Origin of the sequence: Marinomonas profundimaris, from assembly GCF_000508165.1 — a bacterium.
Taxonomy (GTDB): Bacteria; Pseudomonadota; Gammaproteobacteria; order Pseudomonadales; family Marinomonadaceae; genus Marinomonas; species Marinomonas profundimaris.
This window is the reverse complement of the sequence record NZ_AYOZ01000003.1, coordinates 65,592-92,123: the sequence shown is the minus strand read 5'-3', so window position 1 is coordinate 92,123 and position 26,532 is coordinate 65,592. Positions and strand designations below refer to the sequence as shown.

The 26,532-nt window shown below is 44.6% G+C and carries 26 protein-coding genes; 13 read left to right on the top strand and 13 right to left on the bottom strand.

Going from position 1 to position 26,532, the window contains the following annotated elements; all coding sequences use genetic code 11:
• Positions 1-4: 4 nt before the first annotated feature.
• From D104_RS22375 to D104_RS37380, 3 genes are all read left to right on the top strand, one after another.
• Positions 5-355 carry a HopJ type III effector protein gene (locus D104_RS22375; protein WP_024022885.1) on the top strand — a complete coding sequence of 117 codons (351 nt, stop codon included), beginning with the start codon at positions 5-7 and terminating at the stop codon, positions 353-355.
• Between the two features lie 154 nt (positions 356-509).
• Positions 510-1,331, top strand: a complete 822-nt coding sequence (locus tag D104_RS22370) for an HAD-IIB family hydrolase (protein ID WP_024022884.1) — start codon at positions 510-512, stop codon at positions 1,329-1,331.
• A gap of 127 nt (positions 1,332-1,458) precedes the next feature.
• Positions 1,459-1,623, top strand: a complete 165-nt coding sequence (locus D104_RS37380) for a hypothetical protein (RefSeq protein WP_024022883.1) — start codon at positions 1,459-1,461, stop codon at positions 1,621-1,623.
• A 39-nt stretch (positions 1,624-1,662) separates the two neighbouring features.
• Here D104_RS37380 and D104_RS22365 read toward each other — a convergent pair whose 3' ends face one another.
• Both D104_RS22365 and D104_RS22360 read right to left on the bottom strand, forming a co-directional pair.
• Positions 1,663-3,171 (bottom strand): TyrR/PhhR family helix-turn-helix DNA-binding protein, encoded by a 1,509-nt coding sequence (locus tag D104_RS22365; RefSeq protein WP_024022882.1) that lies wholly within the window; start codon positions 3,169-3,171, stop codon positions 1,663-1,665.
• 38 nt (positions 3,172-3,209) lie between these two features.
• Positions 3,210-4,412, bottom strand: coding sequence for an ROK family transcriptional regulator (locus D104_RS22360; RefSeq protein WP_024022881.1), 1,203 nt, complete (start codon positions 4,410-4,412; stop codon positions 3,210-3,212).
• Between the two features lie 190 nt (positions 4,413-4,602).
• On the opposite strand from D104_RS22360, the gene D104_RS22355 reads away from it, so the two are divergent.
• On the top strand, positions 4,603-5,808 hold the full coding sequence (locus tag D104_RS22355) for an AGE family epimerase/isomerase (RefSeq protein WP_024022880.1): 1,206 nt from the start codon (positions 4,603-4,605) through the stop codon (positions 5,806-5,808).
• A 90-nt stretch (positions 5,809-5,898) separates the two neighbouring features.
• Positions 5,899-6,852 carry a LysR family transcriptional regulator gene (locus tag D104_RS22350; RefSeq protein ID WP_024022879.1) on the top strand — a complete coding sequence of 318 codons (954 nt, stop codon included), beginning with the start codon at positions 5,899-5,901 and terminating at the stop codon, positions 6,850-6,852.
• An 83-nt stretch (positions 6,853-6,935) separates the two neighbouring features.
• Here D104_RS22350 and can read toward each other — a convergent pair whose 3' ends face one another.
• The 5 genes from can to D104_RS22325 all read right to left on the bottom strand — a co-directional run bounded on the left by can (position 6,936) and on the right by D104_RS22325 (position 11,806).
• Positions 6,936-7,568, bottom strand: coding sequence for a carbonate dehydratase (gene can, locus D104_RS22345; protein ID WP_024022878.1), 633 nt, complete (start codon positions 7,566-7,568; stop codon positions 6,936-6,938).
• The gene (locus tag D104_RS22340; RefSeq protein WP_024022877.1) at positions 7,561-8,415 is read right to left on the bottom strand and encodes a putative RNA methyltransferase; all 855 of its coding nucleotides are present in this window, start codon (positions 8,413-8,415) and stop codon (positions 7,561-7,563) included. The genes can and D104_RS22340 overlap by 8 nt, the downstream gene beginning before the upstream one ends.
• Before the next feature lie 118 nt (positions 8,416-8,533).
• A complete protein-coding gene (locus tag D104_RS22335; protein ID WP_024022876.1) occupies positions 8,534-10,543 on the bottom strand; it encodes a putative bifunctional diguanylate cyclase/phosphodiesterase in 2,010 nt (669 codons plus the stop codon).
• A gap of 61 nt (positions 10,544-10,604) precedes the next feature.
• Complete coding sequence (locus D104_RS22330; RefSeq protein ID WP_024022875.1) at positions 10,605-11,465, bottom strand: DUF1853 family protein; 861 nt, start codon at positions 11,463-11,465, stop codon at positions 10,605-10,607.
• Positions 11,465-11,806 (bottom strand): YqcC family protein, encoded by a 342-nt coding sequence (locus D104_RS22325; RefSeq protein WP_024022874.1) that lies wholly within the window; start codon positions 11,804-11,806, stop codon positions 11,465-11,467. Before D104_RS22325 ends, D104_RS22330 begins: the two co-directional genes overlap by 1 nt.
• A gap of 95 nt (positions 11,807-11,901) precedes the next feature.
• Between D104_RS22325 and D104_RS22320 the strand changes: the two genes are divergently transcribed.
• Positions 11,902-12,990, top strand: a complete 1,089-nt coding sequence (locus D104_RS22320; protein WP_235075883.1) for a DUF3549 family protein — start codon at positions 11,902-11,904, stop codon at positions 12,988-12,990.
• A gap of 74 nt (positions 12,991-13,064) precedes the next feature.
• On the opposite strand, the gene D104_RS37375 is transcribed toward D104_RS22320, so the two are convergent.
• From D104_RS37375 to D104_RS22295, 6 genes are all read right to left on the bottom strand, one after another.
• The gene (locus D104_RS37375; protein ID WP_031214465.1) at positions 13,065-13,211 is read right to left on the bottom strand and encodes a helix-turn-helix domain-containing protein; all 147 of its coding nucleotides are present in this window, start codon (positions 13,209-13,211) and stop codon (positions 13,065-13,067) included.
• A gap of 231 nt (positions 13,212-13,442) precedes the next feature.
• The gene (locus D104_RS22315) at positions 13,443-13,703 is read right to left on the bottom strand and encodes a hypothetical protein (RefSeq protein WP_024022872.1); all 261 of its coding nucleotides are present in this window, start codon (positions 13,701-13,703) and stop codon (positions 13,443-13,445) included.
• A 189-nt stretch (positions 13,704-13,892) separates the two neighbouring features.
• Positions 13,893-14,753: a formyltetrahydrofolate deformylase gene (gene purU / locus D104_RS22310; protein WP_024022871.1), complete on the bottom strand. Its 861-nt coding sequence runs from the start codon at positions 14,751-14,753 to the stop codon at positions 13,893-13,895.
• Between the two features lie 96 nt (positions 14,754-14,849).
• Positions 14,850-17,018: a bifunctional 23S rRNA (guanine(2069)-N(7))-methyltransferase RlmK/23S rRNA (guanine(2445)-N(2))-methyltransferase RlmL gene (gene rlmKL, locus D104_RS22305; RefSeq protein ID WP_024022870.1), complete on the bottom strand. Its 2,169-nt coding sequence runs from the start codon at positions 17,016-17,018 to the stop codon at positions 14,850-14,852.
• 118 nt (positions 17,019-17,136) lie between these two features.
• The gene (locus tag D104_RS22300) at positions 17,137-18,177 is read right to left on the bottom strand and encodes a quinone-dependent dihydroorotate dehydrogenase (protein WP_024022869.1); all 1,041 of its coding nucleotides are present in this window, start codon (positions 18,175-18,177) and stop codon (positions 17,137-17,139) included.
• A gap of 51 nt (positions 18,178-18,228) precedes the next feature.
• Complete coding sequence (locus tag D104_RS22295) at positions 18,229-18,450, bottom strand: DUF2835 family protein (protein ID WP_024022868.1); 222 nt, start codon at positions 18,448-18,450, stop codon at positions 18,229-18,231.
• Positions 18,451-18,579: 129 nt separating this feature from the next.
• On the opposite strand from D104_RS22295, the gene D104_RS22290 reads away from it, so the two are divergent.
• The 7 genes from D104_RS22290 to D104_RS22260 are packed head-to-tail and all read left to right on the top strand — an operon-like array spanning position 18,580 to position 26,491.
• On the top strand, positions 18,580-19,548 hold the full coding sequence (locus D104_RS22290; RefSeq protein ID WP_024022867.1) for an AAA family ATPase: 969 nt from the start codon (positions 18,580-18,582) through the stop codon (positions 19,546-19,548).
• A gap of 49 nt (positions 19,549-19,597) precedes the next feature.
• Positions 19,598-20,509: a DUF58 domain-containing protein gene (locus D104_RS22285; RefSeq protein ID WP_024022866.1), complete on the top strand. Its 912-nt coding sequence runs from the start codon at positions 19,598-19,600 to the stop codon at positions 20,507-20,509.
• A complete protein-coding gene (locus D104_RS22280) occupies positions 20,509-20,985 on the top strand; it encodes a DUF4381 domain-containing protein (protein ID WP_024022865.1) in 477 nt (158 codons plus the stop codon). The genes D104_RS22285 and D104_RS22280 overlap by 1 nt, the downstream gene beginning before the upstream one ends.
• Complete coding sequence (locus D104_RS22275; protein WP_024022864.1) at positions 20,978-21,991, top strand: VWA domain-containing protein; 1,014 nt, start codon at positions 20,978-20,980, stop codon at positions 21,989-21,991. Before D104_RS22280 ends, D104_RS22275 begins: the two co-directional genes overlap by 8 nt.
• Complete coding sequence (locus D104_RS22270) at positions 21,991-23,727, top strand: VWA domain-containing protein (protein WP_235075882.1); 1,737 nt, start codon at positions 21,991-21,993, stop codon at positions 23,725-23,727. Before D104_RS22275 ends, D104_RS22270 begins: the two co-directional genes overlap by 1 nt.
• Positions 23,721-25,544 (top strand): BatD family protein, encoded by a 1,824-nt coding sequence (locus D104_RS22265; protein WP_024022862.1) that lies wholly within the window; start codon positions 23,721-23,723, stop codon positions 25,542-25,544. The genes D104_RS22270 and D104_RS22265 overlap by 7 nt, the downstream gene beginning before the upstream one ends.
• A 29-nt stretch (positions 25,545-25,573) precedes the next feature.
• A complete protein-coding gene (locus D104_RS22260; RefSeq protein ID WP_024022861.1) occupies positions 25,574-26,491 on the top strand; it encodes a Dyp-type peroxidase in 918 nt (305 codons plus the stop codon).
• Positions 26,492-26,532: the final 41 nt, after the last annotated feature.

Sequence of the window (26,532 nt, the reverse complement as noted above, 5' to 3'; positions counted from 1 at the left end):
CCTAATGTTAAGCACACAAACACTGATTGAAAAGATCAAACAAACGCCAGAAAACGTCCAATTCAAGGAAGTTATTGATGTTATTGAACGCGAGTACGATTTCACACCCGTCGCTTTTACAAATGGCGAGCAACAGAATGCGATAAATGAAAACAATGGCTCCTGCAAAATTTTCTCATTTGCATCGATTCATCAACTAACCGATGCAGAAACGTTGCATTTATTTGGAAATTTCTATCGTGTTGATGTACTAGAAAATCTGGATGCCACAGACCATCAGAATATTCGCCAATTTATTAAAAATGGTTGGTCGGGCATTGCTTTCTCTTCAACGGCTTTAGTGAATAAAAACTGATACTTAGGGCCGCTATCATCGCTTGCGTGGTTTTGCGGCCCAACACCCTCTGTTTTCTGCGCCCTATTCTCTGAATATTATTTACCCTCGTTAACAGTTGAATTTCCCACTGATAAAGTGCGATAGTGCCAAACACATTACGCATGAGGTGGTTATGGAATTAGTGGCATTTGATCTGGATGGAACCCTACTTAACCGACATCAACGTCTTTCGGATTACACGCTCGACACACTTGAGCGCTTAAAGTCAGCGGGTATCTTCTATACTGTCGCCACAGGACGAACCCATTTTGCGGCCATGCCTTGCATTGAAGGGCATCAATTTCCCAACTGGCAAATTTTTAAAAATGGCGTCGAATGGTGGGACCCCCAGCAAAACCAATATCGCCACAGAAACCTACTGTCCCAAAGCCACATTTCTGAATTGCTGCCTTCCTTTGAAGAAAACGAAGTCACTCCTTTCATTTTTTGCTTAGGAGAAGATGGCTCACATCAGGTCTACCACGCTCCACTTTCTGGTCACTTAAGCGATCACATTGCCAACGAGTTAGGCAACCATAAAAACATGAGCCTTCACCCTCTTACCGAGCTGACTCAAAACGCGAAAATCACCAACATCAGCGCCATGGGTCGACCAGAGTTGATTGATAACATCATCAAAGACAGCCAAGAACACAGCCATTTAACTGCGTACTCGGGTGGTGGCATTTATCATCCAGACGCGTTTTGGTTAGACATTCATCACAGCAATGTGTGTAAAGGTTCTGCACTGATGGAACTAAAAGAAGAAATTGGTGCCGAAACGCTAGTGGTGTTTGGAGACGGAGACAATGATTTGTCTATGTTTTCCGCCTCCGATGAAGCGTTTGCAACCGACAATGCACTACGTCATGTAAAAGAAGCCGCAACCGATATCATTGGTCATCACGATGAAGATGGCGTGGCAAGATACCTGAGAAAAAGATATAACTTGTGACACTGAATGCAAGGGGGTTGATTTCTCTTTATCACCCTCCATTAACTAAAAGACTACATAACCGCCTTTACCCAGTGATCATAATGGCTCATGATTGTGATAAGAATAACTAGTTTGGAGAAATGCCATGTTTGAATTTTTATTGTTCGTTGCCGCGTGTGCTGCAATTGCTTTCTTGGTAACCAATATCCAGAAACAAGCGACGCAACCTAAAACAAAGCTTCAGCCGATTAAAATTGAGCGTGAAGAAAAAATGCGACGCCCTGCTCCTCGCCGTAACCGTCCCTACTAAGCCATTCTATTAAACACCGTTTGCCAGATTGATTTGTTATCAATCTGGCAATTTCGTACTAATACCGTATTCTTTTAGCTTGTTCGCGATCGCACTGTGGCTCATGCCAACCGCTTTTGCTAAACGCCTTGTACTTGGAAAATTTGGGTACAACTGCTTTAGAAGCTCGGCCTCCCAGTGTTTCACAGTAACATCCAATGACTCATTGATTAATGTAAGACCTGTCAAGGTACAGGTCTCAGGCAACACCAAATCATCTGCTGCCCACTCTTTTCCTTTCACGGCCAACAAGGCTTGAAGGCAAATGTTTTGTAATTCTTTCAAATTACCAGGCCAATCATACAAAGCCAATTTAGTCAGCGCCCCTTTTGATACTGTAGGCACGGGTAACCGATAACGCTCCGATTGCGCCATAATAATTTGCTGAACCAAGCCTTCAATGTCTTCTTTACGCTCTCTCAGTGATGGCATTGCAAGCTGCAATGTGGCCAACGAAAAATACAGGCTTTTATTTAACGTTACCCCATCGGACAACTGTTTTCTGCTTAAAGAAGAAAGACTGATCAAACGCACACTGGCATCAAAACTGGTTGCCACGATCGGTTGTCGAGTCAGCCAATTGGACAAGCTAACTTGCACAGACTCTTGCAGATATTCAATATCTGTAATTACAAACCAACCAGACTGGGTGTCTAACGCCGCAATATCGTCACATGTTAAATCTCGAGCATGGCGTATTACCAGCTGAGCGTCTTGATCCGCTTGGCGCTTATGCCAATATTGGAACAGCGCTTCGATGAAATCCCGCTTCCCTGTGCCAACTTCGCCCTGCACAAGCAACGGCATGGCAACCTCTGCAAACGCTTTTGCTTCGGTTAAGGTTCGTTTCATCGTTTGACTTTGTCTTACAGCAGACTGGAAATAGAGTTCTAAATGGTTTTCGGCGTCGGGGGCTTGTTTCAAACTTGCAGCTTGGCGGTTCAAACGCAGTTCAGATTTTAAATAGATGACCGTTCCTGCTGGGTTTTCTAGGCCATCGTCATCGGACACTAAAATGGGTTTCATTTCCAATAACAAGGTTTTATTACGAATGCGGATTCGCTTGCTCATTCCGACCTTTGGGTTTGCCCAAACGTCTTTTGAAAAGCTGATACCCTTAATAAACTGCTGCAAAGGTTTATGCAATAAATCGGCAACCGGAACATTCAAGTCTTCAGCCGCCAGCTCCGTCACCATGGTAATGTAGCCCTTAAGGTCAACCGAAATAACACCGTCTGGTAGAGTTTCTAATAAGGTATAAAGTGCATTATGTTCTCGTTCAAACGGTGTGAACATGACTGTTTTCACGTCTTCAACACTGTCTAATCGACGAATCTCAGCCAACAAACGCTGCAACAACGAAAAAGGTATATCCAGAAATCCGCAATAGATACAGCGCTGTTTACTGTCTATTTCTACCAAGCGCATATCAATTTGGTGCGATGTAAATAAATCGAGAATCTCATGTACCATGCCGATTCTATCTTCGCACTGTATTTCTAATCTCATCTTGTCTCACTCGTTGTTAACCTTAAAAAAGGTCCGCGTTATCTTTCTTTGGAACTTAATAGTAGTAGGTTTTGCTGTGGTGCAAAGGTTTCATACAAGGGCAATACTGCGGCACCTAATACTCCGGCGGTATAGCCTGTTTGCGCCACTCGAATAGCTGGCAAAGGCAACATACTGTGTGAGCTTAACGTGTTTTCCATAGCGGAAATCAACGCGGAGAGAACAGGGGCAGGTAAGCGCCCCCCAATAAGCACGGCTTCTGGATCATATAAAGCAATCACCGACGCCAACGCGGGCGTCACTTCAACTGCGACATCTTGGGTCCATTGATCAATGAGCATGGTGTACTGAGCCTGCTGCCAAGCATCTTCTGTTGCTGGCCAAGCCACTTGATTGGCCATGAAAAATCGTCGCAACGAGGACAGAGACAAGGCTTCTAGAATCCATTTACCATGTTTTCCTGTCGCGGTTGGGATCAAACCAAAACTGCCTGCTTTGCCGTGCGCACCAAAATAACATTCCCCATTGGCAACCAAACTTCCACCGCATGCAGTACTCACAAAGAGGTAAAAAAAGTGGCGTTTAGGAGAGTCTGATGCCAACAACAATTCACTGGTTGCTGCGGCCACAGCGTCATTTTCACAAAAACAGGTCACGCCCGTTAGTTCGGTTAGCCAGGTTTCAAAAGCATCCGACTGCCAATATTCTAGCGCCGCTTTAAGTTCTGCTAAATTTTCCCTTTGTTCCGAATCAGTGACTAAGGTTTCCAGCCAAGAGTCCATATAATCTGGTCGAGCCAGACCAATGCCTTCCACTCGGCTCCACTCCGAGCCTAAGGTCGTTTTGACTTCTTCAATCAGTTCTTGAGCGATACCCTTAGCCAAATGTTCAGAGGGAAACGACACCATTCGCTCCAACTGAAGGACGCAAGCGCCACTGAAGTCCAGCAGCGCGGCACTGATATGATCTCGGTCGACATTAATGCCCAACCCGTAAGCACCTTTATGATTAATGCTCAGCTTAATAGAGGGTTGCCCACGGCGACCTTTGACCTTCCCCGTAATGGTGAGTAATTGTCGCTCAAGTAAAGAAGAAGTAATGACGGAAATAGTCTGAGCGCTCAAGCCCGTCCTTTCGGCAATACTCACCCGAGAGATTTCTGGGAACTGTCGAACCAAGTGAAGAATTATCCGTTCGTTATAAACACGACTTTGCTCAGAAGTACTACCTGACGATTTCATACAACCCTACTCTCATTTGAAGCCCGTAAACTAACCACTGAGATTTAATAAATCTAATTGATTTAATAATATAACCCATTAAGATGAGATAACGCGCACAAAATACCAAACCAATAAACAAAAGCCCCTTTAAAATAAAAGACGTATTGCTTTCTTTCAGATCGTAAAGTCATACACAAAGGACGACATTATGCCTGTTTTTCCCGAGTTCCAATCTGCCCTTTTTTTAAACCAACACATTCAATCCACCATGGCGTTTTATCACCCACATTGCATTGATAAGGCAGGGGGATTTTTCCAATTTTTCAAAGACAATGGCGAGATTTATGACACAGACACACGTCACCTTGTTAGCAGCACACGTTTCATTTTTAATTATGCAAAAGCCTATCAAGCTGAACCCGCTCAAACAGACAATAAACCAGCCTATCTAGAGGCAACAAGACATGGTCTTCGTTATTTGAGAGAACGTCATCGTCGCGACAATGGTGGCTATGTCTGGCTATTAAATAAAGACCAAAACCTTGACGAAACCAACCACTGCTACGGACTTGCGTTTGTCTTACTCGCCTACGCCACGGCTTATAAAGCCGGCGTGGAAGAAGCCAAACCTTGGATAAAAGAAACCTTCGATCTTATGGAGCTGCATTTTTGGGATAGCGAGTTTGGCTTGTACAAAGACGAAATTTCAGGCGACTGGCAAGATGTATCTAATTATCGTGGCCAAAATGCCAACATGCACAGCTGCGAAGCCCTTCTGGCGGCCTACGATGCTACTCAAGAAGTGCATTACCTCGAACGAGCAACACTACTTGCCAAACATATTTGTTTACGCCAAGCGTCTCTAGCGGGTGGTGAAATCTGGGAACATTACACAACCGATTGGCAAGTCGATTGGGATTACAACAAAGAAGACCCAAAACACCTATTCCGTCCGTGGGGTTTCCAACCCGGACACCAGACCGAATGGGCAAAACTTCTACTCCTTATTCATCAGCGCTCCCCTATTGAATGGCTTGTTCCTACCGCTAAAAAACTGTTTGACGCAGCGTGGGATAAGTCTTGGGACAACACCAATGGCGGACTTTGCTATGGCTATGACCCTGAAGGAAATATTTGTGATGGCGATAAGTACTTTTGGGTTCAAGCCGAAACGTTTGCCACTGCGGCACTTTTGGCGCTCACAACAAATGAAAGTCAATATTGGGATAAGTACCAACAAATTTGGCAATACAGCTGGACTCATATGATTGATCACCAATATGGCGCTTGGTTTCGCATTTTGACTCAAGAAAACAAAGCCCTTGATGATTGCAAAAGTCCCGCTGGAAAAACCGACTACCACACCATGGGCGCTTGCTATGAAGTGATAGAGCAACTTTCTAAACTGGCTTAATACCTTACTCTCTCTGAGGAAACATTCTAATCAGAGGGGAAATGAAGTATGATGCAGGCCCTACGCTAGTGGACACGGGCCTCTTCCTTTATGCAGTTAGACAAAATAGATCTCAATTTACTTCGTTACCTAGACTCCTTATTACGGGAGCAAAACGTTACCCACGCCGCCAATCAACTTGGTATTACCCAGCCTGCGATGAGTAACGGATTACGTCGTTTACGAGATCTATTTCATGATCCATTACTGGTGAGAACCAGTGAAGGTATGATGCCGACTGCCTTGGCCATTCAATTACAGCCGCGCGTTCAAGTCATTCTTCAATCGGTGGATGAAGTCCTCCATTTGGGACAGAATTTCGAAGCCGAATCCAGCTCACGTGTATTTCGCATTATGGCGAGTGATTACGCTGAAGCCACATTGATCCCACCTTTAATGAAGAAGCTTCAAAATGAAGCGCCTAACGTCATTTTAGACGTCATGAACCCAAGCGACGTGAGCTTTCATGACGTTGAAAAAGGCAAAGTCGATTTGGTCATTAACCGATTTGAGACCTTGCCACAGTCATTTCATCAAAAATCTGTTTGGGTTGACCATTTTTCTTGCTTGGTGCCTGCGGACTCAGAAATTGCGAGAAACTTTTCCCTAGAAACCTACCTTGCCTCACCACATGTTTGGGTCAGTAAAACTGGGTTTGGTGTTGGCGTGGGTATTCAGCCTGAGGAAGTTCAAAAATTAGGTTGGGTCGATGGTTCATTAGCGGATTTGGGGTTCAAACGTAATATCCGTTTGTTTACCAGAAACTACAACGTTGCCATGCGAGCAACAGAACAGCTGGGCCTTATTGCCACACTGCCTTCATTGGCGACCAGACTGATGGAAGACAACAAACGCGTCGTTGTTATGCCTCCGCCATTCGACATTCCGCCGGTAGAACTGAAAATGCTCTGGAGCCCTTTGCTGCAACATGACCCGGGGCATATTTGGCTGAGATCAACCATCGCAGGTTGTGCAAAAACGATTGCTGAAAATAACAACCTATAATTGTTTACGCATTCTATAAAAACAAAAAAACGAACTTTGAGTTCGTTTTTTTGTTTTTATACCGTGATCCGATCAACAATACACTACATATTATTCAATCTTTCTGCGGATTCTTCTGCGTTGGACACGGTCACGTCTAAATCTTTGATATGACCATTTCCCAAGCTGTAACACCAGCCATGGACATGCAACTCTTGCCCTATTCGCCATGCGTTTTGAACAATACTGCTTTGACAAACGTTCGCCACTTGCTCGACCACATTTAGTTCACACATACGATCAAAGCGAGCGTGCTCATCGTCAATCGCATCAATTTCTTTTCGATGCAATCGATAAACATCTTTAATATGGCGTAACCAGTTGTCGATCATGCCGTGCTCTTCCGTCCCCATGGCCGCTTTGATACCGCCACAACCATAATGCCCAACCACCATAATATGCTTAACTTTCAACACATCGACGGCGAACTGAATAACCGACAAACAATTCAAGTCAGTATGAACCACCACATTTGCAATATTACGGTGCACAAACACTTCACCAGGTAACAGGTCGACGATCTGATTGGCTGGAACCCGGCTATCAGCACAGCCTATCCAAAGATATTCCGGCATTTGCTGTTTGGATAACGTAGAAAAGAACTCAGGATCCTCTTCGGTAACCTTGGCTGCCCACTCTCTATTTTTACTAAAAAGTTCATCTAAATTATTAGACATAATCTACTACCTTAGTTTTTCGATACCAGCGGAGCTTAATGTCTGCGGTAAGATTGATAGATTCAAGTTGTTTAACCGCTTCACGGCCATCGTAAGACGCTTTATGAATATGAGGTGTCATCGTCAATAATTGTTGAATTTCTGTTTGCGAGTTTAACGTGAAACGATAGGTTTCTGACTGCTCGGACACCAAGTCAAAATGCGCCATACCTTCAGAAAACGTTTGTTTGTAATCATGAATAGAGGGGTACAGTATTTTACGCAATTCAATCAGATGATCAGGCCCCGATTCCACCAGCAATAGTAAACCCTTGTCACTCAGTACGCGTGAGAACTCACTAAAGATAGGAAAACCAAACAAACACAAAATCGCGTCAAAACGCGCATTGGGAACCGGTAAACTGGCATTACTGCCAACCAACCAACTCACGCTTTTATCACGTTTGCTCGCGGCTGTAATGGCCCATTTAGAAATATCTAAACCGGTGCGTTCCATGGCAATGTTTTGTTCCGCCAAAGCGCCACCAATGGCATTAAGGTAATACCCTTCACCACACCCAGCATCTAAAATTCTAGTGCCATTCACCAAATCACTTTTTGGCCAAGACGATAGGATTTTGTTCACGATCGGAAAGTAATGCTGCTGGTTTAAAAAAGCCTGCCTTGCAGCCACCATTTCTTTACTGTCACCAGGGTCTTTGGAACGTTTATTTTGCACAGGAAGAAGGTTGATATAACCCGTTTTAGCGAGATCATAGACATGCCCATGTTCACACTTCAGGCTTCGTTCATCACGGCTTAGTGGTGTGGCGTCTATCGGACAAGAAAGGTTTTCGAGTGTCGACACAATGTACCCATAGTTTATTAATTTTCACTTGAAGCGGTAGGATAACCCACTAATAAACAGCAAAACATTAAAAATTCAAAAACTGAACAGACAAATCCTGAAAATTATAACGCCAATTTTATACGTAATCTGCTTCTATTGAAGCACTTAAGTTACTAAAGCCATGCGTATCCATGTAGAGTGCAAACTCGTGACTGCAAAGGGGTTTAGAGAATAAATACCCTTGTACTTCTTGGCATTTGTAACTGTTCAAAACATCCACCTGAGCACGACTTTCGACCCCTTCTGCTATCACTTTTAAATTCAGACTGTTCGCCATCGCAACCGTGGCTTTAACAATGGCGTCATTGTCGCTGTCTAAGCCTAAATCGTGGATGAAGGATCGATCAATTTTTAATGTTTGAATCGGAAATTTCTTTAAATACGCCAGTGAGGAGTAGCCTGTTCCAAAATCATCAATGGACAATGTCAGCCCTAGCTTTCGGAACCCATGTAGCTTTTCAATGGATTGCTGAGCGTCCGCCATCAACATGCTTTCCGTCAATTCCAGTTCTAAATATTCAGAGTCTACACCCGTTTCTTGCAAGATACGCTGAACCATATCCACTAAATCAGCTTGCATGAATTGCCGACTGGACAAGTTGACTGATAATTTAATAGGTGGGTAGCCGGCCTCTCGCCACGCTTGCAATTGACGACATGCCCTACGAATAACCCACTCGCCAAGAGGAAGAATCAGACCGCTCTCTTCCGCTAAAGGGATAAATTGATCTGGACTGATCATCCCGAGTTCTGGATGAAGCCATCGAATCAACGCCTCTGCACCAACAACCGCTTCGTCAGGAAGGCGTATCTTAGGCTGATAATGAAGAACGAACTCTTCCTCATCAATGGCTTTACGTAAGCCGCCACCTAAGGTCAGGTGAGCATTGATGTTATCGGCCATTTTATTTTCATACACAAAATACAGGTTATGGCCGGTCGACTTTGCTCGATACATGGCAGCATCGGCATTTTTCAACAAATTATCAACATCATCCGCGTGCGACGGGTAACTGGCAATGCCGATACTCGCGGTGATCATCATTTCCATTTTTGCCACAGGGTATGTATTGCTCGCATTTTGCATAATGCTGGTCGCAATATTTTCCAGCTCTTCAATAGCGTGTGTGTTTTCCAGCACGACCACAAACTCATCGCCGCCCAAACGGTACAAGCAAGCGCCCGATGGAATACTGGCTTTTATGCGCTCAGCCACTCTTTGAATAAGCTCATCACCTACTCGGTGTCCAAAATTATCATTAATGACCTTGAAGCCATCCAAATCCAAATACAATATGCCAAACTCTCGTTGGCGTTTGCGCGCATTGATCAAGGCACTTTCTAACTGCTGATACAATAAATTTCGATTGGGTAAATTGGTAAGGCTGTCGTAGTTATTAAGACGATACAAAGCAACTTCATGATCCCTTTCTTCTTGGATGTCATGAGCCAGTAAATAGATTTTATTGGTTAAGGCATTTTTAGACACTTCGATTCGATGCCAACGCACACCATCTAGCGCAGACAACATGATTTCCTGAGACAGGTTTTCTTGTTTAGATATACGGCTAATAAAGCTGTTTGCGGCACCAGACACTGCGAATAGGTCTCGTACATGGCGGATGTCGCCAAAATGGGTTTTAAACGCATCACTCGATTCGACACAAACACAATCCATATCGAATATAACAAAAGATAAGGTTTTAAATTGCCGTAGAAGTCCGGCGTCTTGATCATGTTGGGGAGCGCTAGGGAGAACAACGGGGCGGGCTTCAACAGACAAACCTTTGCGTTCATCGCCCAATGAAATAACGGAACCAGTACAGTTGTAACGGGTACCATTCTTAGATATAAATGGCCAATTAAACGCTAATGTCTTTCCTTCCTCTACAGCCCCTAAACAAAGCGACAATCGTTCTTTTAATGTATCGCTTATAATCCGCCGGCCAGAGTGAATTTCGCCAAGAGAATCAACCAATAGCTGCTCTGCGGCGTCATTGCACCATGGCACGCTAGAATGCTCTACATCTATAATCCAAGCAGCTAACGGCATTTTGCACTGAAGTAATTTTGTTAAATCGGTCATTTATATTTAATACTACTAAAATATATTCGATGCATTTTGGTATTAGATTCTGTCTAACCTCTCACCACGAATCAGGAACAATAAATACAGTGCGTTTTGTCGTATTAATGTCATCAAGCGTCCGGCATAAAAAAACGTGTCTAGGACGATCGTCGCGTAGGAAATGACCTACGAGATTGTAGGCAGATTGAGGAGAAATGAAAGAAAAATTATCATTTAAATTGGGAGAAGCCATCCAATGAGGCTTTTGTAAGATAAGAAAATAGGAAAAATAAGGCATCAACAAAGGCAGGTCAGACGCCCGAATCCAGCCGCCTCGCTCAGAATTTTCAAGCCAATCATTGATACTTTCAATGCATGCCAAAACGGAATACAAACGACCAAAAATCATCAAATTGGCATGTGGTATTCGACCGTTTGCCACATTATCAATGACTTCTTTTCCTTCTGGCGTTTGTAATATTTGCAATTGGTGCTCTTTGGCTCTCGACACTTTTTTCAACAAACTGTCGTTTTTATTCGGTCCAATCCAATGGTTAGGGTAAAGGTCCGGCCTTTCTAAATAAAACTTAATCGCTATTTCAAATTGATGAAGCTCCCCATGCGGAGTCTCCACCAACATGTCTACTTCGCCCAACGTTCTGCCTTCTTTTTCAATTTGTACGTGTTCTAAGCAAATCGTTAAATCGGACAAATGTTCGATAGCAAAGGAAAATAGCGTTTCGAAGTAACTACCAAGAAAGTGCGATTTACACGCTGACATAGCGTCTATGATTGGCGTAGGGTCATGCTCTAATGCAAGCAGTTTCACTTCAAGATCTGGCAGCCAATGCGGCTTAAGATCAAAATCTTGCTCAATATAATGCCCCTCCACCAACCAGCAAAGATCTTTTACCAATGGATTTTTCACACTTTTTAACATCAAGCGAGATTACCTAAGTGCTGATCAATACGATTCAAACAATCCACGATACAAGCGACTTTTACAGGCTCTAGCCCTTTAAAAGCGTCTTCCGCCATCGGGGAAATATGACAATTGGCAGGGAGTGGTGAGCCGGTTTCCAACATTGTTTTAAATCGTTCCATCATCACAAACCTTAACCATTGCCCAAAAGTCATCGTATCAATGCAAAAAGGTGCCACACTTTGCAACGCGGATTGAGTAGGAACATCGCACTCCCAAACACCACAATCTTGCAATGCCATTTGCAAGTCCATCAATAAATCAGCCAACACATGATGGGCAGAAAAGGCTTTTTTCAACCTGATTTCTCCTTCGAAAAACGGTAAGATAGCGCATCTTTAACTCACACATAAAAGCAAACCGAGAACGGCACATTAACGCGTTTATCGGCAACATGAGCCAATACTATATCATGAGCAATATTGAATCTCTTTCTGACTTATTCGACATGGTCGGTTGCGATGTAACCTATTACGATTTAGGCCGTAACATCACCAAAATAACACCACAGCAGGCGGTGCAATTCGACCGTAAGCAACAAGCCTACCCGTTTCCATTTCGTCAACATGCGTGGTTAGCATGCCTACTTAAAGGCAAAAATGCGACAAAAGAAGATGTGGCAGATCAAGGTGTTATTTGGTTTCTAAAATTGCCTTTAGATGAAGCGGGTTGTTTGAATCTTGGAACACGAGATCACTTCATTAAAAGTATCGTCGATAAAATCCTGCACAAAGGCGAAGAAGCTGGCCTATCAGAAGCACTGGAAGACAACCCTTATGTTTTTAAGCCAGACCAAGAGCGCATGGCAAGCCTTCACGCCAAGCTTGGCAAAGACCTAAACCAAGCACCATCAGAATACTTTCATGCCGCGGCTCACTATCTTGCGTCCGATCTATCAGACCAAAATGAAAGCTGGCAAAGCGTAGGTTTACAAGGCATCGCAGAAATCGCCGTCAACGTTGATGAAGAAAAGTACGAAGACCTCATCAATAACGCCGTTCAGCACGCGGCAAAACCCGTTATCAGCGCGCTGTGTCATGCCCTTGAACACGAGCACCTTTCAGCCGCACTTCAAAACACGCTTATTACGCAACTACAAACCGAACAAGATCCATTAATACAAGCAAGTTATCTACGTGCCCTATCCCGAGCAGATTTAAACGACACGCTATTATTACCGCTGTTTGGCTTGCTCGGCAGTTTGTCCGAATGCAAAGACGACGACCTTCACGTCATCGCCGCCCTCGCCGCCAAGTGCCCTCATTGGTTAGGACAAAACCCGCAGCTACTGCGTATTATCATGGAAAAGCTGGCTCACCGCGAAGACGGCTATATTGCCTTCAAACAAATCGCCGCCGAACTAAGCCAACACCCAGAAGCCAAACAACCACTATGGGCATTACTACGCAGCGGACACGCCAGCCCAAAACTAGCACAAGCGGTGAGTTATTTATTCACACAGACACCAAAGTCAGTGCAGTAAGTGGGACGAGTTAGAATTGGGAGAATTGGAGTCTGTGAGTTTCTGAAAAGAAAAGCACTACAGACTCCGATTTTTTATGAAGGTCGATCTTTAAAAATTTGGCTTAATAAAGATGAAGCGGCATCCAACTGCTTAACAGGGTAACGACAACTTAAAGCAGCGGGCTTCAAATACACGTCATAGATAAATTCCCCTAGATGTGGCGGATTACGCATAGTCATTAGTGATAATCCTCATAATTGAGAATGTATGCATTACTATCAATAAACTCAAACGCACTGCGCCAATTATCGTGATTAAAAAGAGCTAGAAACGAAATAATTAGCATATGACTTGGAGCAAGGTGATAAAAGACAAAAGAAGAGGGAATAATTACGCCAGCACATAAAAAAGAGCCCCATTATTTTCCGCAAAGAAGACATGGGGCCCAAATGAGACCAAGAACACAATCATTAATGGTGAACAGGTTTCGGTTCAACCATTTCGCGCATCCGTTTACGATGCTCGATAAACTCATCACTCAACATATATCGCCCATGTTCCGTATGAGCAAGCGCACCTCGATTAACCAACGCGTCTAAGGTTTTTGGCAACACCTTCTGACGACGCTCTCCTTTTATAAAATAAAACTGCTCACCTAGCTGAATCAACTTAAAACCAGATTCTAAATAACCAACACATAAGTTTTGAGTTGGCGTTAACTTGAGTTTCATAAACCACCTCACCTAGCCGTCTCTTTTTTTGGATCGCTTTTGTTAGCTTAACTATAGTCACTTTTTTTCATAACAAAAATTTTAGAGGCCTAAGATTACAAAAAGATAAGAAACGACAAAAAACCTAACAGACACAAAAAAGGGAAGGCGCAAGCCTTCCCTTTTTAAAAGAACTGAGTAACGGCCGCTTTATTCGGCGAACACCACGGTTTTATTGCCGTGAACAAGCACTCGATCCTCTAAGTGATAGCGTAAACCTCGAGACAGCACCAATTTTTCGATGTCTTTTCCTAAGCGCACCATGTCTTCTGCTGCGTGACTGTGACGTACACGAATCACGTCTTGTTCAATGATCGGTCCAGCGTCTAAATCCGCTGTCACGTAGTGACAGGTTGCCCCAATCAATTTCACGCCACGAACCGCCGCTTGATGATAAGGCTTAGCACCAATAAACGAAGGCAAGAAGCTGTGGTGAATGTTAATGACTCGATGACGGTATTTTTCACACAAGTATTCAGGAAAAATTTGCATGTATCGAGCCAATACAATGGTGTCCGCTTTGGCATCATCAATGCAAGCTTCAATTTCTTGGAAGGCCGGCATTTTATTTTCTTTTGGAACCGGGATGCAGTGATATGGAATTTTATACCATTCCACCATGGAACGAAGTGCTTCATGGTTCGCTATCACTCCAACAATTTCACAGTTCAATTCGCCTGTGTGCCAGCGATGCATAATGTCATTAAGGCAATGAGACTCTTTGGTCGCCATCAGTATTACTTTAGGACGATCTTCACTGTCATTAACATACCAACGCATATTAAATTCTTCAGCAATTGGCGCAAACTCTTCACGAAAGGCCGCAACATCAATGTTTAGGCTTTCCGCGTCAATATCATGGCGCATGAAGAACCACTTTTGCTCAATGTCTGTATGGTGGCTGGCTTCAATAATAGAGCCTTGGCGTTCATTCAAAAATTGACTAACCGCTGCGACAATACCCACTCGATCTGGGCAGCTAATAACAAGTCGAAATGTCTTTGTTCTCATAGTAAAACTTATAAACCTTTAAAAATCGGCGGGTTGAATCGTTAATTCAACCCGCAAAAAACGTCACTTAAACAAAACTTAATCCGCGCTTTACGCCTAAGATTTGTGCTTAATAATATAGCACTGGTGAATTTTGCTATTACGATCAAAGTCTGGATCGAAGGTTTCTTGCGTGATGTTTTTCACGTCAAACTCTTGCTCAAGATCCACGTCCAGAATGAAACGACGATAGTTATTCGAAAAGATCAACTCGCCGCCTTTTGCCAATCTCGCCATCGCCAAACGAACTAGGTCGCCATGATCGCGCTGGATATCCAGCACATCGGCCATTTTTTTCGAGTTAGAAAAGGTCGGTGGATCCATGAAGATCAAATCAAACGTATCACGACTTTGCTTCAACCATTCAATACAGTCTGCGCGCTCCACTTGATGATGAAGTTCAGAAAACTCGTTCAGTTCAATGTTACGACGCGCCCATTCCGTGTAAGTATTCGACATATCGACACTTAAGGAATTTCTCGCTCCGCCTTGACCAGCATGAATGGTCGCCGTTGCGGTATAACAAAACAGGTTCAAGAATCGTTTGCCATTGGCTTTGTCTTGAATCAATTTACGCACTGGTCGGTGATCCAAAAACAAACCTGTGTCTAGGTAGTCTTTTAGATTCACAATAAAGTCACAGCCGTATTCTTCGACGATCATTTCGTGTTTCGTCTGATCAAATTTCTCGTATTGCTCTTTGCCTGACTGTCTTTGACGTTGCTTCAAGATCACATTCGACTCAGAAATATTCAATGCCGTTGGAATCGCCGACATTACTTCAAACAAACGCTGCTTGGCTTTTTCTGGGTCAACGCTTTTCGGCGCTTGATACTCTTGAACATGCGCCCAATCTTGATACACGTCGATGGCCACCGCGTATTCAGGCATATCAGCGTCGTAGACGCGGTAACACTGAATCTTGTTCTTATCGACCCATTTTTTCATCTTCTTGGCATTTTTTTGAAGACGGTTGGCAAACATTTGAGCGCCAGGCGTCATAGCCGATTGCGCAACAACGTCTTCTTTAATGCTGCGTTCTAATAGAGGAAAAAGGTAAGCTCGACATTCTATGCCACCGTTAATAACGCGCGTGCTTTTTTCTGGTCGAACGGGGATTTGACGAGCCAAATGCTCATTACTGGTCAACATCATAAACTGCCAACCACGAACATGACCGACAACCCACTCGCCCAATTGGCGATATAACGCGATCAGCGCCATTTCATCGCCGATACGTTCACCATAAGGTGGGTTACAAATCACCAACCCAGGCAGTTCTTGGTTAATGTCAAACTCATGTTCTTGGAACGGCGTCATCGCCACATCAATCACACCTACCAATCCAGCACGCTTAATGCTTTCACGGGAAGCCGCAATGGCTCTTTGATCTCGGTCTGTGCCTTGAAAGCGCAAGCCCAATTCAACGGGATCTTTTTTGCGGTTTTTTGCAAAATCCATCAGCTGTTGCCACATACGGTGATCGTGCTGTTTCCAGCCTTTGAACCCCCAGTATTGACGACCTAAACCCGGCGCAATGTCCAAAGACATCATCGCCGCTTCGACTAAGAACGTTCCTGAGCCACACATAGGGTCAATTAATTGCGTCAAACCGCAATCTCTTCCCCAACCTGCTCGTAACAATAAACCGGCCGCAAGGTTTTCTTTCAATGGCGCCATGCTGCCTTGTTGACGATAACCACGACGATGCATACTTTCGCCAGACAAATCGATACTGACAGTCACTACTTCGCGTTTAATGCGTAACGCAATACGTACATCTGGCTGCTCTTTTTGAACACTAGGACGCTCGCCAGATAAATCCACAAAATAATCTGCGATGGCGTCTTTCGCTCGTACCGCACCAAACTGAGTATTACGTATATGATGGTTTGTACCGTGACAATCGATCGCTATCGTATCGGTTGCTGACATGTGCTCGGACCAATTAATCGCTCTTACCGCGTCGTATAAATCATCGGCGGAATCGATTTTGAAATTGGCAATCGGCAACATGACTCGGGTCGCCACGCGTGACCAAAGGCACGCTTTGTACATGCCTTCTAAGTCCGTCGTTAGCTTCACTTGCCCTTCACCAAAACGGGTGTTCGTCAGGCCTTCACCATGCAGTTCTTTTTCTAAGACATTTTCCAATCCAAGAGGACAAGTTATCTCTAATGAATAAACCTGACTTGCTGAATCTGTTGTCTGTAATATCGTGCTCATTTTTAAATTACTTTTTTAAATTTCAAGGAATGTGCGGTATAAAAAAGTAGGTGAGACTACATCCCACCTACATGACAAGACGCCTAATACTAGGCACCTTGTTTTCAATTCAATTGTATTAAATGCCTAAATCACGCTCTCGGTAATACGCATCTGTACTTGCTATCGCTTCTTTTATGAGTTCTGGACCTTGATAAATCAAGCCTGAATAAATTTGTACGAGTCTTGCGCCAGCCTGCAATTTTTCAACCGCATCCGCACCACTAGAAATACCGCCCACCCCAATAATTGGGAGCGTGTCATTCAAATGTTCCGCCAATACTCGAACCACATGCGTCGATGCATCACGAACAGGCGCGCCACTTAGCCCGCCCGCTTCTTTCTCAAATTGATGGCCCACAACCGCATCGCGAGACAAGGTTGTATTGGTGGCAATAATACCATCCACACCTTGTTCGACCAGTGTATCAGCGACCATTTTAATTTCGTCATCCGTCATATCTGGCGCAATTTTTACGGCCAACGGAACGTACTTGCCATGCTCTGATTCATACCGATCACGCGCTTCTGCTAATGGTGCAATAAGTTGCGCCAAACTCTCTCCAAATTGCAGACTGCGTAAACCTGGTGTGTTTGGTGAGCTAATATTAGCCGTAATATAATCGGCATAAGGAATAACCGTTTCCAAACACGTCAAATAATCGGCCGCTGCATCTTCAACTGACGTTGTTAAATTCTTACCAATGTTCACACCCAATATACCGGGATAGCGGTGAGACTTAATCCGTGAAACCAAGTGATCGACGCCTTTGTTATTAAATCCCATACGATTAATAATGGCTTCGTGCTCAGGCAAACGGAACAGACGTGGCTTAGGATTACCCGCTTGACCTCTTGGCGTCACCGTCCCTACTTCAACAAAACCGAACCCTAACGCGCCTAAGGCTTCAAATGCATCTGCATTTTTATCCAACCCTGCCGCTAAACCAACGGCATTGGGGAAGCGCAATCCCATCACATCAACCGGTTTCGAGGATGGCAATCCACCCAGAATTTTATTCAAGCCTAATCGACTGCCTGCCGCAAGAAGATCCAGAGACAATTCATGGGACACTTCTGGGTCTAATTTGAAAAGTAACGAGCGAGCAAGTTGGTACATAGTTAAGGCTCCTAGGCTTTAAGGTCTGGTGAATACTTTATCTGAGCGGTGCTATCTAATTTGAGTGACGCCAATCAGTTTATTCGTGTCATCAAATTCTACTTCAAACACGCCATAAATGCCTTGGCGTGTCACAAAACGTTGAAAGGCAGATAAAGGCAACTGAACTTTACGCCCATCTAGACTGCTCGCGACGAGGTTTTTCGCCGAACCTGCATACATCGCTTCATATTTAAACGCGGGTAAGGCCACATTTAATACAACTTTTGCCATTTTTCTTTCCTGTGCTTACATTACCCTTACAGATAACACTCTGTGCGTAAAGATTTGAATCCGATAAGATGGGGACTATTATATTGCGTTGACACTTTATTTGACAGAAGTATAAGGAATCTAGGTTCGATGGTAGCTGTAATTGAACAATTAAAAGAACACCTAAATCGCGCCGTTGTCGGCCAACCAGACTTAACTCAAGAATTACTTGTCGCTTTAATCGCCAATGGCCATGTATTGCTAGAAGGGCCGCCAGGCATCGCGAAGACGACTGCCGCCAAAGCTCTTGCCAGCGCCATCGACAGCCGCTTTCAACGCATTCAATTTACCCCAGATTTATTGCCAGGGGACGTAACAGGCTCCGACATTTACCAACAAGAAACGGGGCAATTCAGCTTTATTCCTGGCCCCATCATGAACGACATCGTACTGGCCGACGAAATCAACCGCGCGCCAGCCAAAGTTCAATCCGCCTTATTGGAAGCCATGGGCGAAAGACAAGTCACAGTGGGAAATCACAGCTACCCGTTATCAGACTTATTCTTTGTCATTGCGACACAAAACCCGATAGAGCAAGAAGGCACTTACCCATTACCCGAAGCTCAGCTTGATCGCTTTATGATGAAAATCACGCTTGGCTACCCAAGTGCCGCAAGTGAATTGGATGTATTAAGACTCGTAAGACAACAAGATCTACACAAAACTGCCGCAAGCAAACCACAGCCAGTATGCAAGCCCAGTGATATTCTTGCGCTTCAGCAAAAAGCACTGTCCTTATACATGTCCGAAAGTGTCGAACAATACATTGTGCAACTTGTCATGGCGACACGACAACCTGAGCTTTATTTAGGCGAAGCGGGGAAAGGAACAAACCTCATTGAGTTCGGCGCCAGCCCACGCGGAACGCTTGCTCTCGATCGTTGCGCGCGAGCCAACGCGCTATTGAACGGAAGAGACTTTGTGACGCCAGATGATGTACGTCAAATTGCGCTGCCTGTGCTTCGACACCGAATCATCACCAGCTTTGAAGCCCAAGCGGCAGGATTGTCCGTAGACGATTTATTGAAGCGATTGATCAGCCACGTCCCGGCATTGTAAAACAAGGCCCGCTAATTCAAAGAACAGCAATACAAGGCACCTTAGTACAATGAGTCCATTATTATCTCCCGATTCCCCTGAGTTGGATGACGCCCATTTCGCTCTGTTAGCGCATTACGCTAAGCATTTAGGACGCGCGCCAAAAGCCACTCGCTTTGCATCAAATACGGGTGAGCGCCGCTCTCGGCAAAAAGGCCACGGCATGGAAATGCTCGAATTGCGTGCATACCAAGCCAGCGATGACTTAAGACACATCGATTGGCGCGTGACCGCTCGAACAGGACAAACACACACGCGCCTTTATGCTCAGGAAAACGACCACCATCAACTCATGCTGCTGGATCTTTCTAGCAGCGCCTATTTTGGCACACGCCATACGTTTATTTCTACGCGCTTTACTCAGCTAGCAGGCATCATTGCATGGCGCTCAAAACAACAAGGCGATACATTGTCTTATCGCTTAGCTTACGGTGACGAAACGCACGCTAGCAACAAGTCAGGTACGCTTTCCAACCTGCTCAGCAAACTAAAATCGGCCTCACAGCTGCAACACCGAAACAGCGAAAGTAACCACGCAAGCATTTGGTCGAACACGCTGCTCACCAGCAAAACACACAACAAAGACGTGATCATTCTGACCGACAAGCAAACGTGGGACAAAAGTGAAGAAAGCGCACTGATGCAGCTCGCGAAACACAACAGGGTTTATTGGATACAAATATTCGACAGTAACACTTACAACTTACCGGCAGGTCACTACCAGATGGCCGACCACCTCGGCCTAAAACAAATCACCATCAGTAAGCACAGCATGCAACAGGTAAAAAAAGATTTTTTCGACCAAAACGCACAACTGCGACAAAAGCTCGCCAGCTTTGGCATTCAACATCAACTGTTCGACATCACTGAATCACCGGAAAAAATAGCACGCTATTTATTGTCGCAAGGAGCAATTCACTGATGGCCCCTGCACAGGCAACAATTGACTTACCAAACAAAGCGTATCTATTACCGCAAGCCATTCCAATGTGGCCACCAGCATGGTGGACTTGGTTAGCGCTCGCCATCATCCTGATGTTAGCCATCGGGGCTTTGGCCTTTTTCTACAGACGACATAAAAAACGCATTTACCGTCGAGAAGCACTGTCTGCATTAACGACAGCATCCCATGAGCTTGATGCTAAAGCGTGCATTTTACAGTGCCACGAAATGATTCGACGCTGCCTTATCAGTGAAGGGCAGCACGAAACGGCGGCCCTACCCAGCTCCGCCCTGCTTGAAAAAATTGACCAAAGCATGCCAAAAAAACATCGTTTTTCCTCTCTTGGTGCAGACTTTGTGGATGGAATATACCAACAGCATATTGAATTAACCGCAGCTCAGCGTGCAGAAATGCTAAAGGTCACTCGCTACTGGATAAGGAAACACCATGCTTGAATTATCTTGGCCTTGGCTTCTCGTCCTTTTGCCTCTGCCTCTCATCATGTACTTTTTACCCAGAACCAAAGCAAAAGGTGATGGCATATGGTGGGGCAATAGCCATCAATTACGCCATCATCAGGACATAAAAGTCGCGACAAGAAAACCCACCCTACGAAACACCTGTCTCGTCATCGCGTGGTTTTTATTAATATTTGCGCTATGCCAACCCGTCTGGTTGGGCGAACCAACGAAAGTCACCCCATCTGGACGCGACCTACTGATCGCATTGGATTTATCCGGCAGCATGCAAGTTACCGACATGGCATTGGATAACCAACCTGCCAATCGCCTTGAAGCCGCTAAGTCTGTACTGGCTAACTTCATCAAAGAGCGCCGCGGGGATCGTATTGGGGTAATTGTTTTTGGTAGTAAAGCCTACCTTCAAGCACCATTAAGCTTTGACACCAATACCATCAACCAACTTGTCCAAGAAACTCAAATTGGCTTTGCTGGCGAGCAAACCGCCATTGGCGATGCCATTGGCTTGGGCATCAAACGACTGGAAGACAAGCCATCAGACAAAAAAGTGCTGATATTAATGACGGACGGCGCCAATACCGCTGGACGCGTTCAACCTCAACAAGCTGCCACCTTTGCTGCATCACAAAACGTTCGGATTCACACCATTGGCATTGGCGCAGACAGTATGATTGTACAAAGTTTCTTTGGCCCAAAAGCCATCAACCCATCGAGTGATTTAGACGAAACGCTCCTGAAAAACATTGCGGCCCAAACAGGCGGTGAATATTTTCGTGCAAAAAGCACCGAGGATTTACAAGCCATCTATCACACACTCGACGCGTTAGAACCAACACCGACGGAAGACATTTGGCAGCGACCGCTTACCAGCCTATTTCATTGGCTAGGACTTGGCTCTTTGGCATTTTTTGGTCTGTCTCTTCTGGCAAGCTATCAACTCACTTTGCGCAATAGTAATTGGCGCAAAAGGAGTCGAACATAATGCTTTTTGACTTGATTCATTTCGAACGACCATATTGGCTTATAGGCATTCCGTTGACCTTGTTAGTGGCCTACTTGTTCACCTCAAATCGCTCGGGAGAAAACACCCTAGATAAGGTCGTTGACCAGAAATTACTGCAACATCTTGTTTACAAAAACACATCTGGTCACTTGAATATGTGGCTCGGATTAGTAGCAATCTCTTTATGTTGGATTGGCTTAGCGGGCATCAGTTGGGAAAAGAAACCCACAACCATGTTCGAGAACACTCAAAAAACCGTTTTGATTGTCGACCAATCACTGTCTATGTACGCCACAGACATAAAACCCAATAGGCAAACGCAATTAAAACAAACCATCCGAGACATATTGGAACAAAGCAAAGAAGGCGACATCGCCTTGGTCGCCTTTGCCGGTGAAGGCTTTGTCATTAGTCCATTCAGCCAAGACAGAGAAACCATCACTCACTTTCTTTTAGCATTAGACCCCATCATCATGCCGGTTTACGGCAGTAACTTGAGCCACGGCATTCAGACCGCATTGTCGCTGAATAAGGATGGCACCTTGCCATTGCATCTAATTATCTTCACTGACGATGTAAATAACGAAGATAAAGCAAGAATTCCGACGTTATTAAAAGACCTGAATGTTCAGCTAGACTTAGTCGCGGTAGGCACTGAAAAAGGGGCGTACATTAAAATACCAGATGGGCAAATCTTAAAAAGAAACGGGAAAAACGTCATTCCAACCACCCCCATTTCGGAACTAAAAGCGCTAACAACGTCACTCGGCGGCGCCTTTCATCATGGTCGATTATCGGCTCAAGAACTAGCGCAGATCACCAGTACAACGTTGGATACCGAGCAAACCAAAAAGGCGCAAAATAAAAGCATTCACTGGATCGAAAAAGGACACTGGCTTGCCCTGCCTTTTTTATTATGGCTCGCTTTTCAATTTAGAAAGGGAATGGCCCTCATGCTGTTACTCAGCGTGTTTGCTTTGCCATCCGAGAAGCTACAAGCGTCACCTCTGGACTGGTTTTTAACGCAAGATCAGAGAGGGCAACAAGCGGTTGATCAAGACAATTGGCAAGAAGCAGATCGCCTTTTTCAACAACCGGACTGGAAAGCAGCCTCTTCCTACGCGTTAAAAAACTACCCGACCACAATAGAAGCACTGGAAAAACTGGATAGAAACGCCGCAGAAAATTACAACCTTGGTAACGCCTTAGCACTGAATGGTGATACCCAAGGTGCCATTAAGGCTTACGAAAAAGCATTAGAGCAAGACCCCGCTTTCACCGCAGCAAAAGAAAACCTCGACTATCTAAAACAGCAGAAAAAAGAACAAGAAAAGAAGCAACAACAAAACAAAGATCAGGACAACGACCAGAAAAAAGAACCAGAGAAGAACCAAGAAAAACAGAAAAACCCATCAGACTCTGGCGATAAAAACGACTCGCAAGACCCATCCGATCCAAAAAAAGACAATAAAAAGAACGAAAAACAAGACAACAACAAAACACCTGAGGATAATAAGCAAGACAACGACTCAAACAATAAAGACAGGCAAGAACCATCACCGCTGGACAAAGAAAAACAACAGGCATTAAACCAGTGGCTAAAGCAGATTCAAGACGATCCAGGTCGACTTCTGCAACGCAAGCTTTGGTATTTGCACCAAGAGAAACGCAGTGAAAATCGATTTACGCAAGAGGATGGGCAAAACCCATGGTAATAAAGCAACACTTCTTTTCATTCATACTCAGAAACAAGCCTCATCGTTTGCTAAATTCACTCATGGCTGCGCTGTTTTTTATTACACTAACGGGCTCTTTGCATGCCGCCAGTGTCACGGCGTCTCTCAATAAAAATGTCACCACCGAAAATGAAATTGTACAACTCACGTTACGTGCAGATTTTTCTGATACAGGCAATGGCCCTGATTTAACTCCCCTACAACGTGATTTTGATATTTTAAGTAAAAGCCAAAACAGCCAGTTTAGCTTTAATCTTGGCACCAGTACTGCACTCAATTTCTGGGTGGTTTCTTTAATGCCAAAATCAGTTGGCACAGTCGAAATTCCTGCTATAAAAATTGGCGACCATGAATCCCAACCAATCAAACTCGTCATCAAAAGCTCCCCACAACTGATGGACAATAATGGCAACCCACCTGTCATTATGAAAACGGAAGTATCTGAAATAGAACCGTATTTACAGCAAGAAGTAATTTTAAGCGTTCAGCTCTACACGTCTGTCGCCATGCAAAATGCCAATCGCTCAATTCCTTCTCATCCAGACCTTGTCATTGAACGACTCATTGATGACCAAATGCACTACGAAACCATTAATGGCACTCAGTATCAGGTACTCACTCGAGATTATTTAGCGTTCCCACAACGCAGCGGCACACTTACCATTCCACCGCAAAGCATCCAAGCGATGATCAACACATCCACCGGCAGAAGACTGATTAAGGTTCAAAGCGAACCTCTTAACTTGCAAGTTTTGCCTATTCCAGCAAGCTACACCGGCGATACGTGGCTACCCAGTAAAAATGTAACCATCACCACAAACTTAAACAAAACTAATGAAAACCCAAGAGTCGGTGATACCCTAATCTGGACAATTGACATTAGTGCCAAAGGCGCACTGCCAGAACAAATCCCCACTTTAGATTTTAATAGCACACGCAATTATAAGCTTTACCCAAAGCCGCCAAAATTCGACAATCAAAAAACCGCCAGCGGCGTGGTTGGAAAACAAACCATCACGGTAGAAGTGGTTCCTACAGAGGAAGGCAGCCTTTCATTGCCCGATATCAACGTCACTTATTGGGACACAGAACAAAGAGCCATTAAGACCGCAACAGCTTCCAGCACACCGATTGATATCGCGCCATTGCCAAGCAGCACCAACAAAACCATACCAAAAACACCTGAAAAGCCAGTAATAAGCGCCCCACTCCCAGCACAAACGCGATCTGTGGCACCAATCTCTTTAGCGAAAAAACCAGCCGTAGAAAAACCGCAAGTCGAGCCGAACAGACTTGAAGTCGAGCTGACGAAAACAAATGACGGTGTCTCATTTCGACACTATTTAATCGCCGGCTTGCTCTTACTAACGCTCGCTCTGCTGAGTATTTGGTTCATGATTTGGCTCAAACGGAAGAGAGCCCAACCCGACACCAGCGAGAAAGTGCCAACATTACAAGACTTCGCACCACTCAGCACTCTAGACGAACTAAGTGCCTATAACGCACTGATAGAATGTTGCTTACAAAATAGCTTAACAACACTAAGAGCAAGCTTACTTGAATGGGCGCGACATCGCTGGGGTGACAGTGAAATCCGTAGTGTTGATGACATAAAACGACTCACATCGGTTCAAGTCACACAACTCCTAATGGAAGCCGAATTGATGATGTATTCGAACAACCCAAGCCATGAATGGCTAGGTGAGCCGCTGGCCGAAGCATTAGAAGAGTTCACAAGCGGCCAGGCCAAGCCTTCACAAGCCAGCCAGCTGAAAACACTGTACCCAAATTTTTAAAAGATAACGTTACTAAAAGGACCATCACGATGACACCATTTCAGTCAGGCATTATTGCCGAAGCGTCGAGTGACGCCCTTTTCATCACGCTCAACGTAAATCCATCCGAGATTGATACACTTAAGAAAGCCCTAGCGGACTCACCAGCCCTTATTACTGATGTTCAGCAACAGTTCCCAGATGCCATGCTACATGCTGCAATAGGGATTAGCAGCCTGATATGGGATAAATTGGATACTAAGCGCCCACAACACCTGAGCACTTTCCCTCATATCTCAGGAAAAGAGTACGAGATAATACCAACGGATGTTGACCTTGTTCTGCATATTCGCTCTTCTCGCCATGATGTTACCTACGAATTAGCCAACAGCCTTTACTCAAGCTTTGGCAACAGCGTCACCTTAGTGGACGACGTCAGCGGCTTTAAATATATGGACAATCGAGACCTCACCGGCTTTGTCGATGGCACAGAAAACCCTGAAGGCGAGCATCGAAAAAACGTTGCACTGGTTGGCGAAGAAGACATCGACTTTAAAAATGGTTCCTATTTTAATCTGATGCGCTTTGTTCACGATTTAGATAAATGGGAAAAAGAAGCACTTAAAACGCAAGAAGATGTGTATGGACGCACAAAACTAGATAACCAAGAATACCCTTCTGCCAAAAAATCCGCCCATGCGCACACCAAACGCACCTCACTAAAAGATAAAAATGGACAATCCATGGAAATATTGCGCCAGAGCATTCCTTTCGCATCGTTGACCGAAAAAGGGCTCATGTTTGCAAGTTACAGTAAAACACCGGAAACGTTTAACCTCATGCTAGAAAGCATGGTAAAAGGTGACGAGAATGGCAACACAGATTTTCTAATGAAATACACCAAAGCGACGACAGCACAAGCCTTCTTTGTACCTTCAAATACGTGGTTAACGTCACGTTCAAACTAGCTTATTCGAGACACAAAAAAACCACTCAATATGAGTGGTTT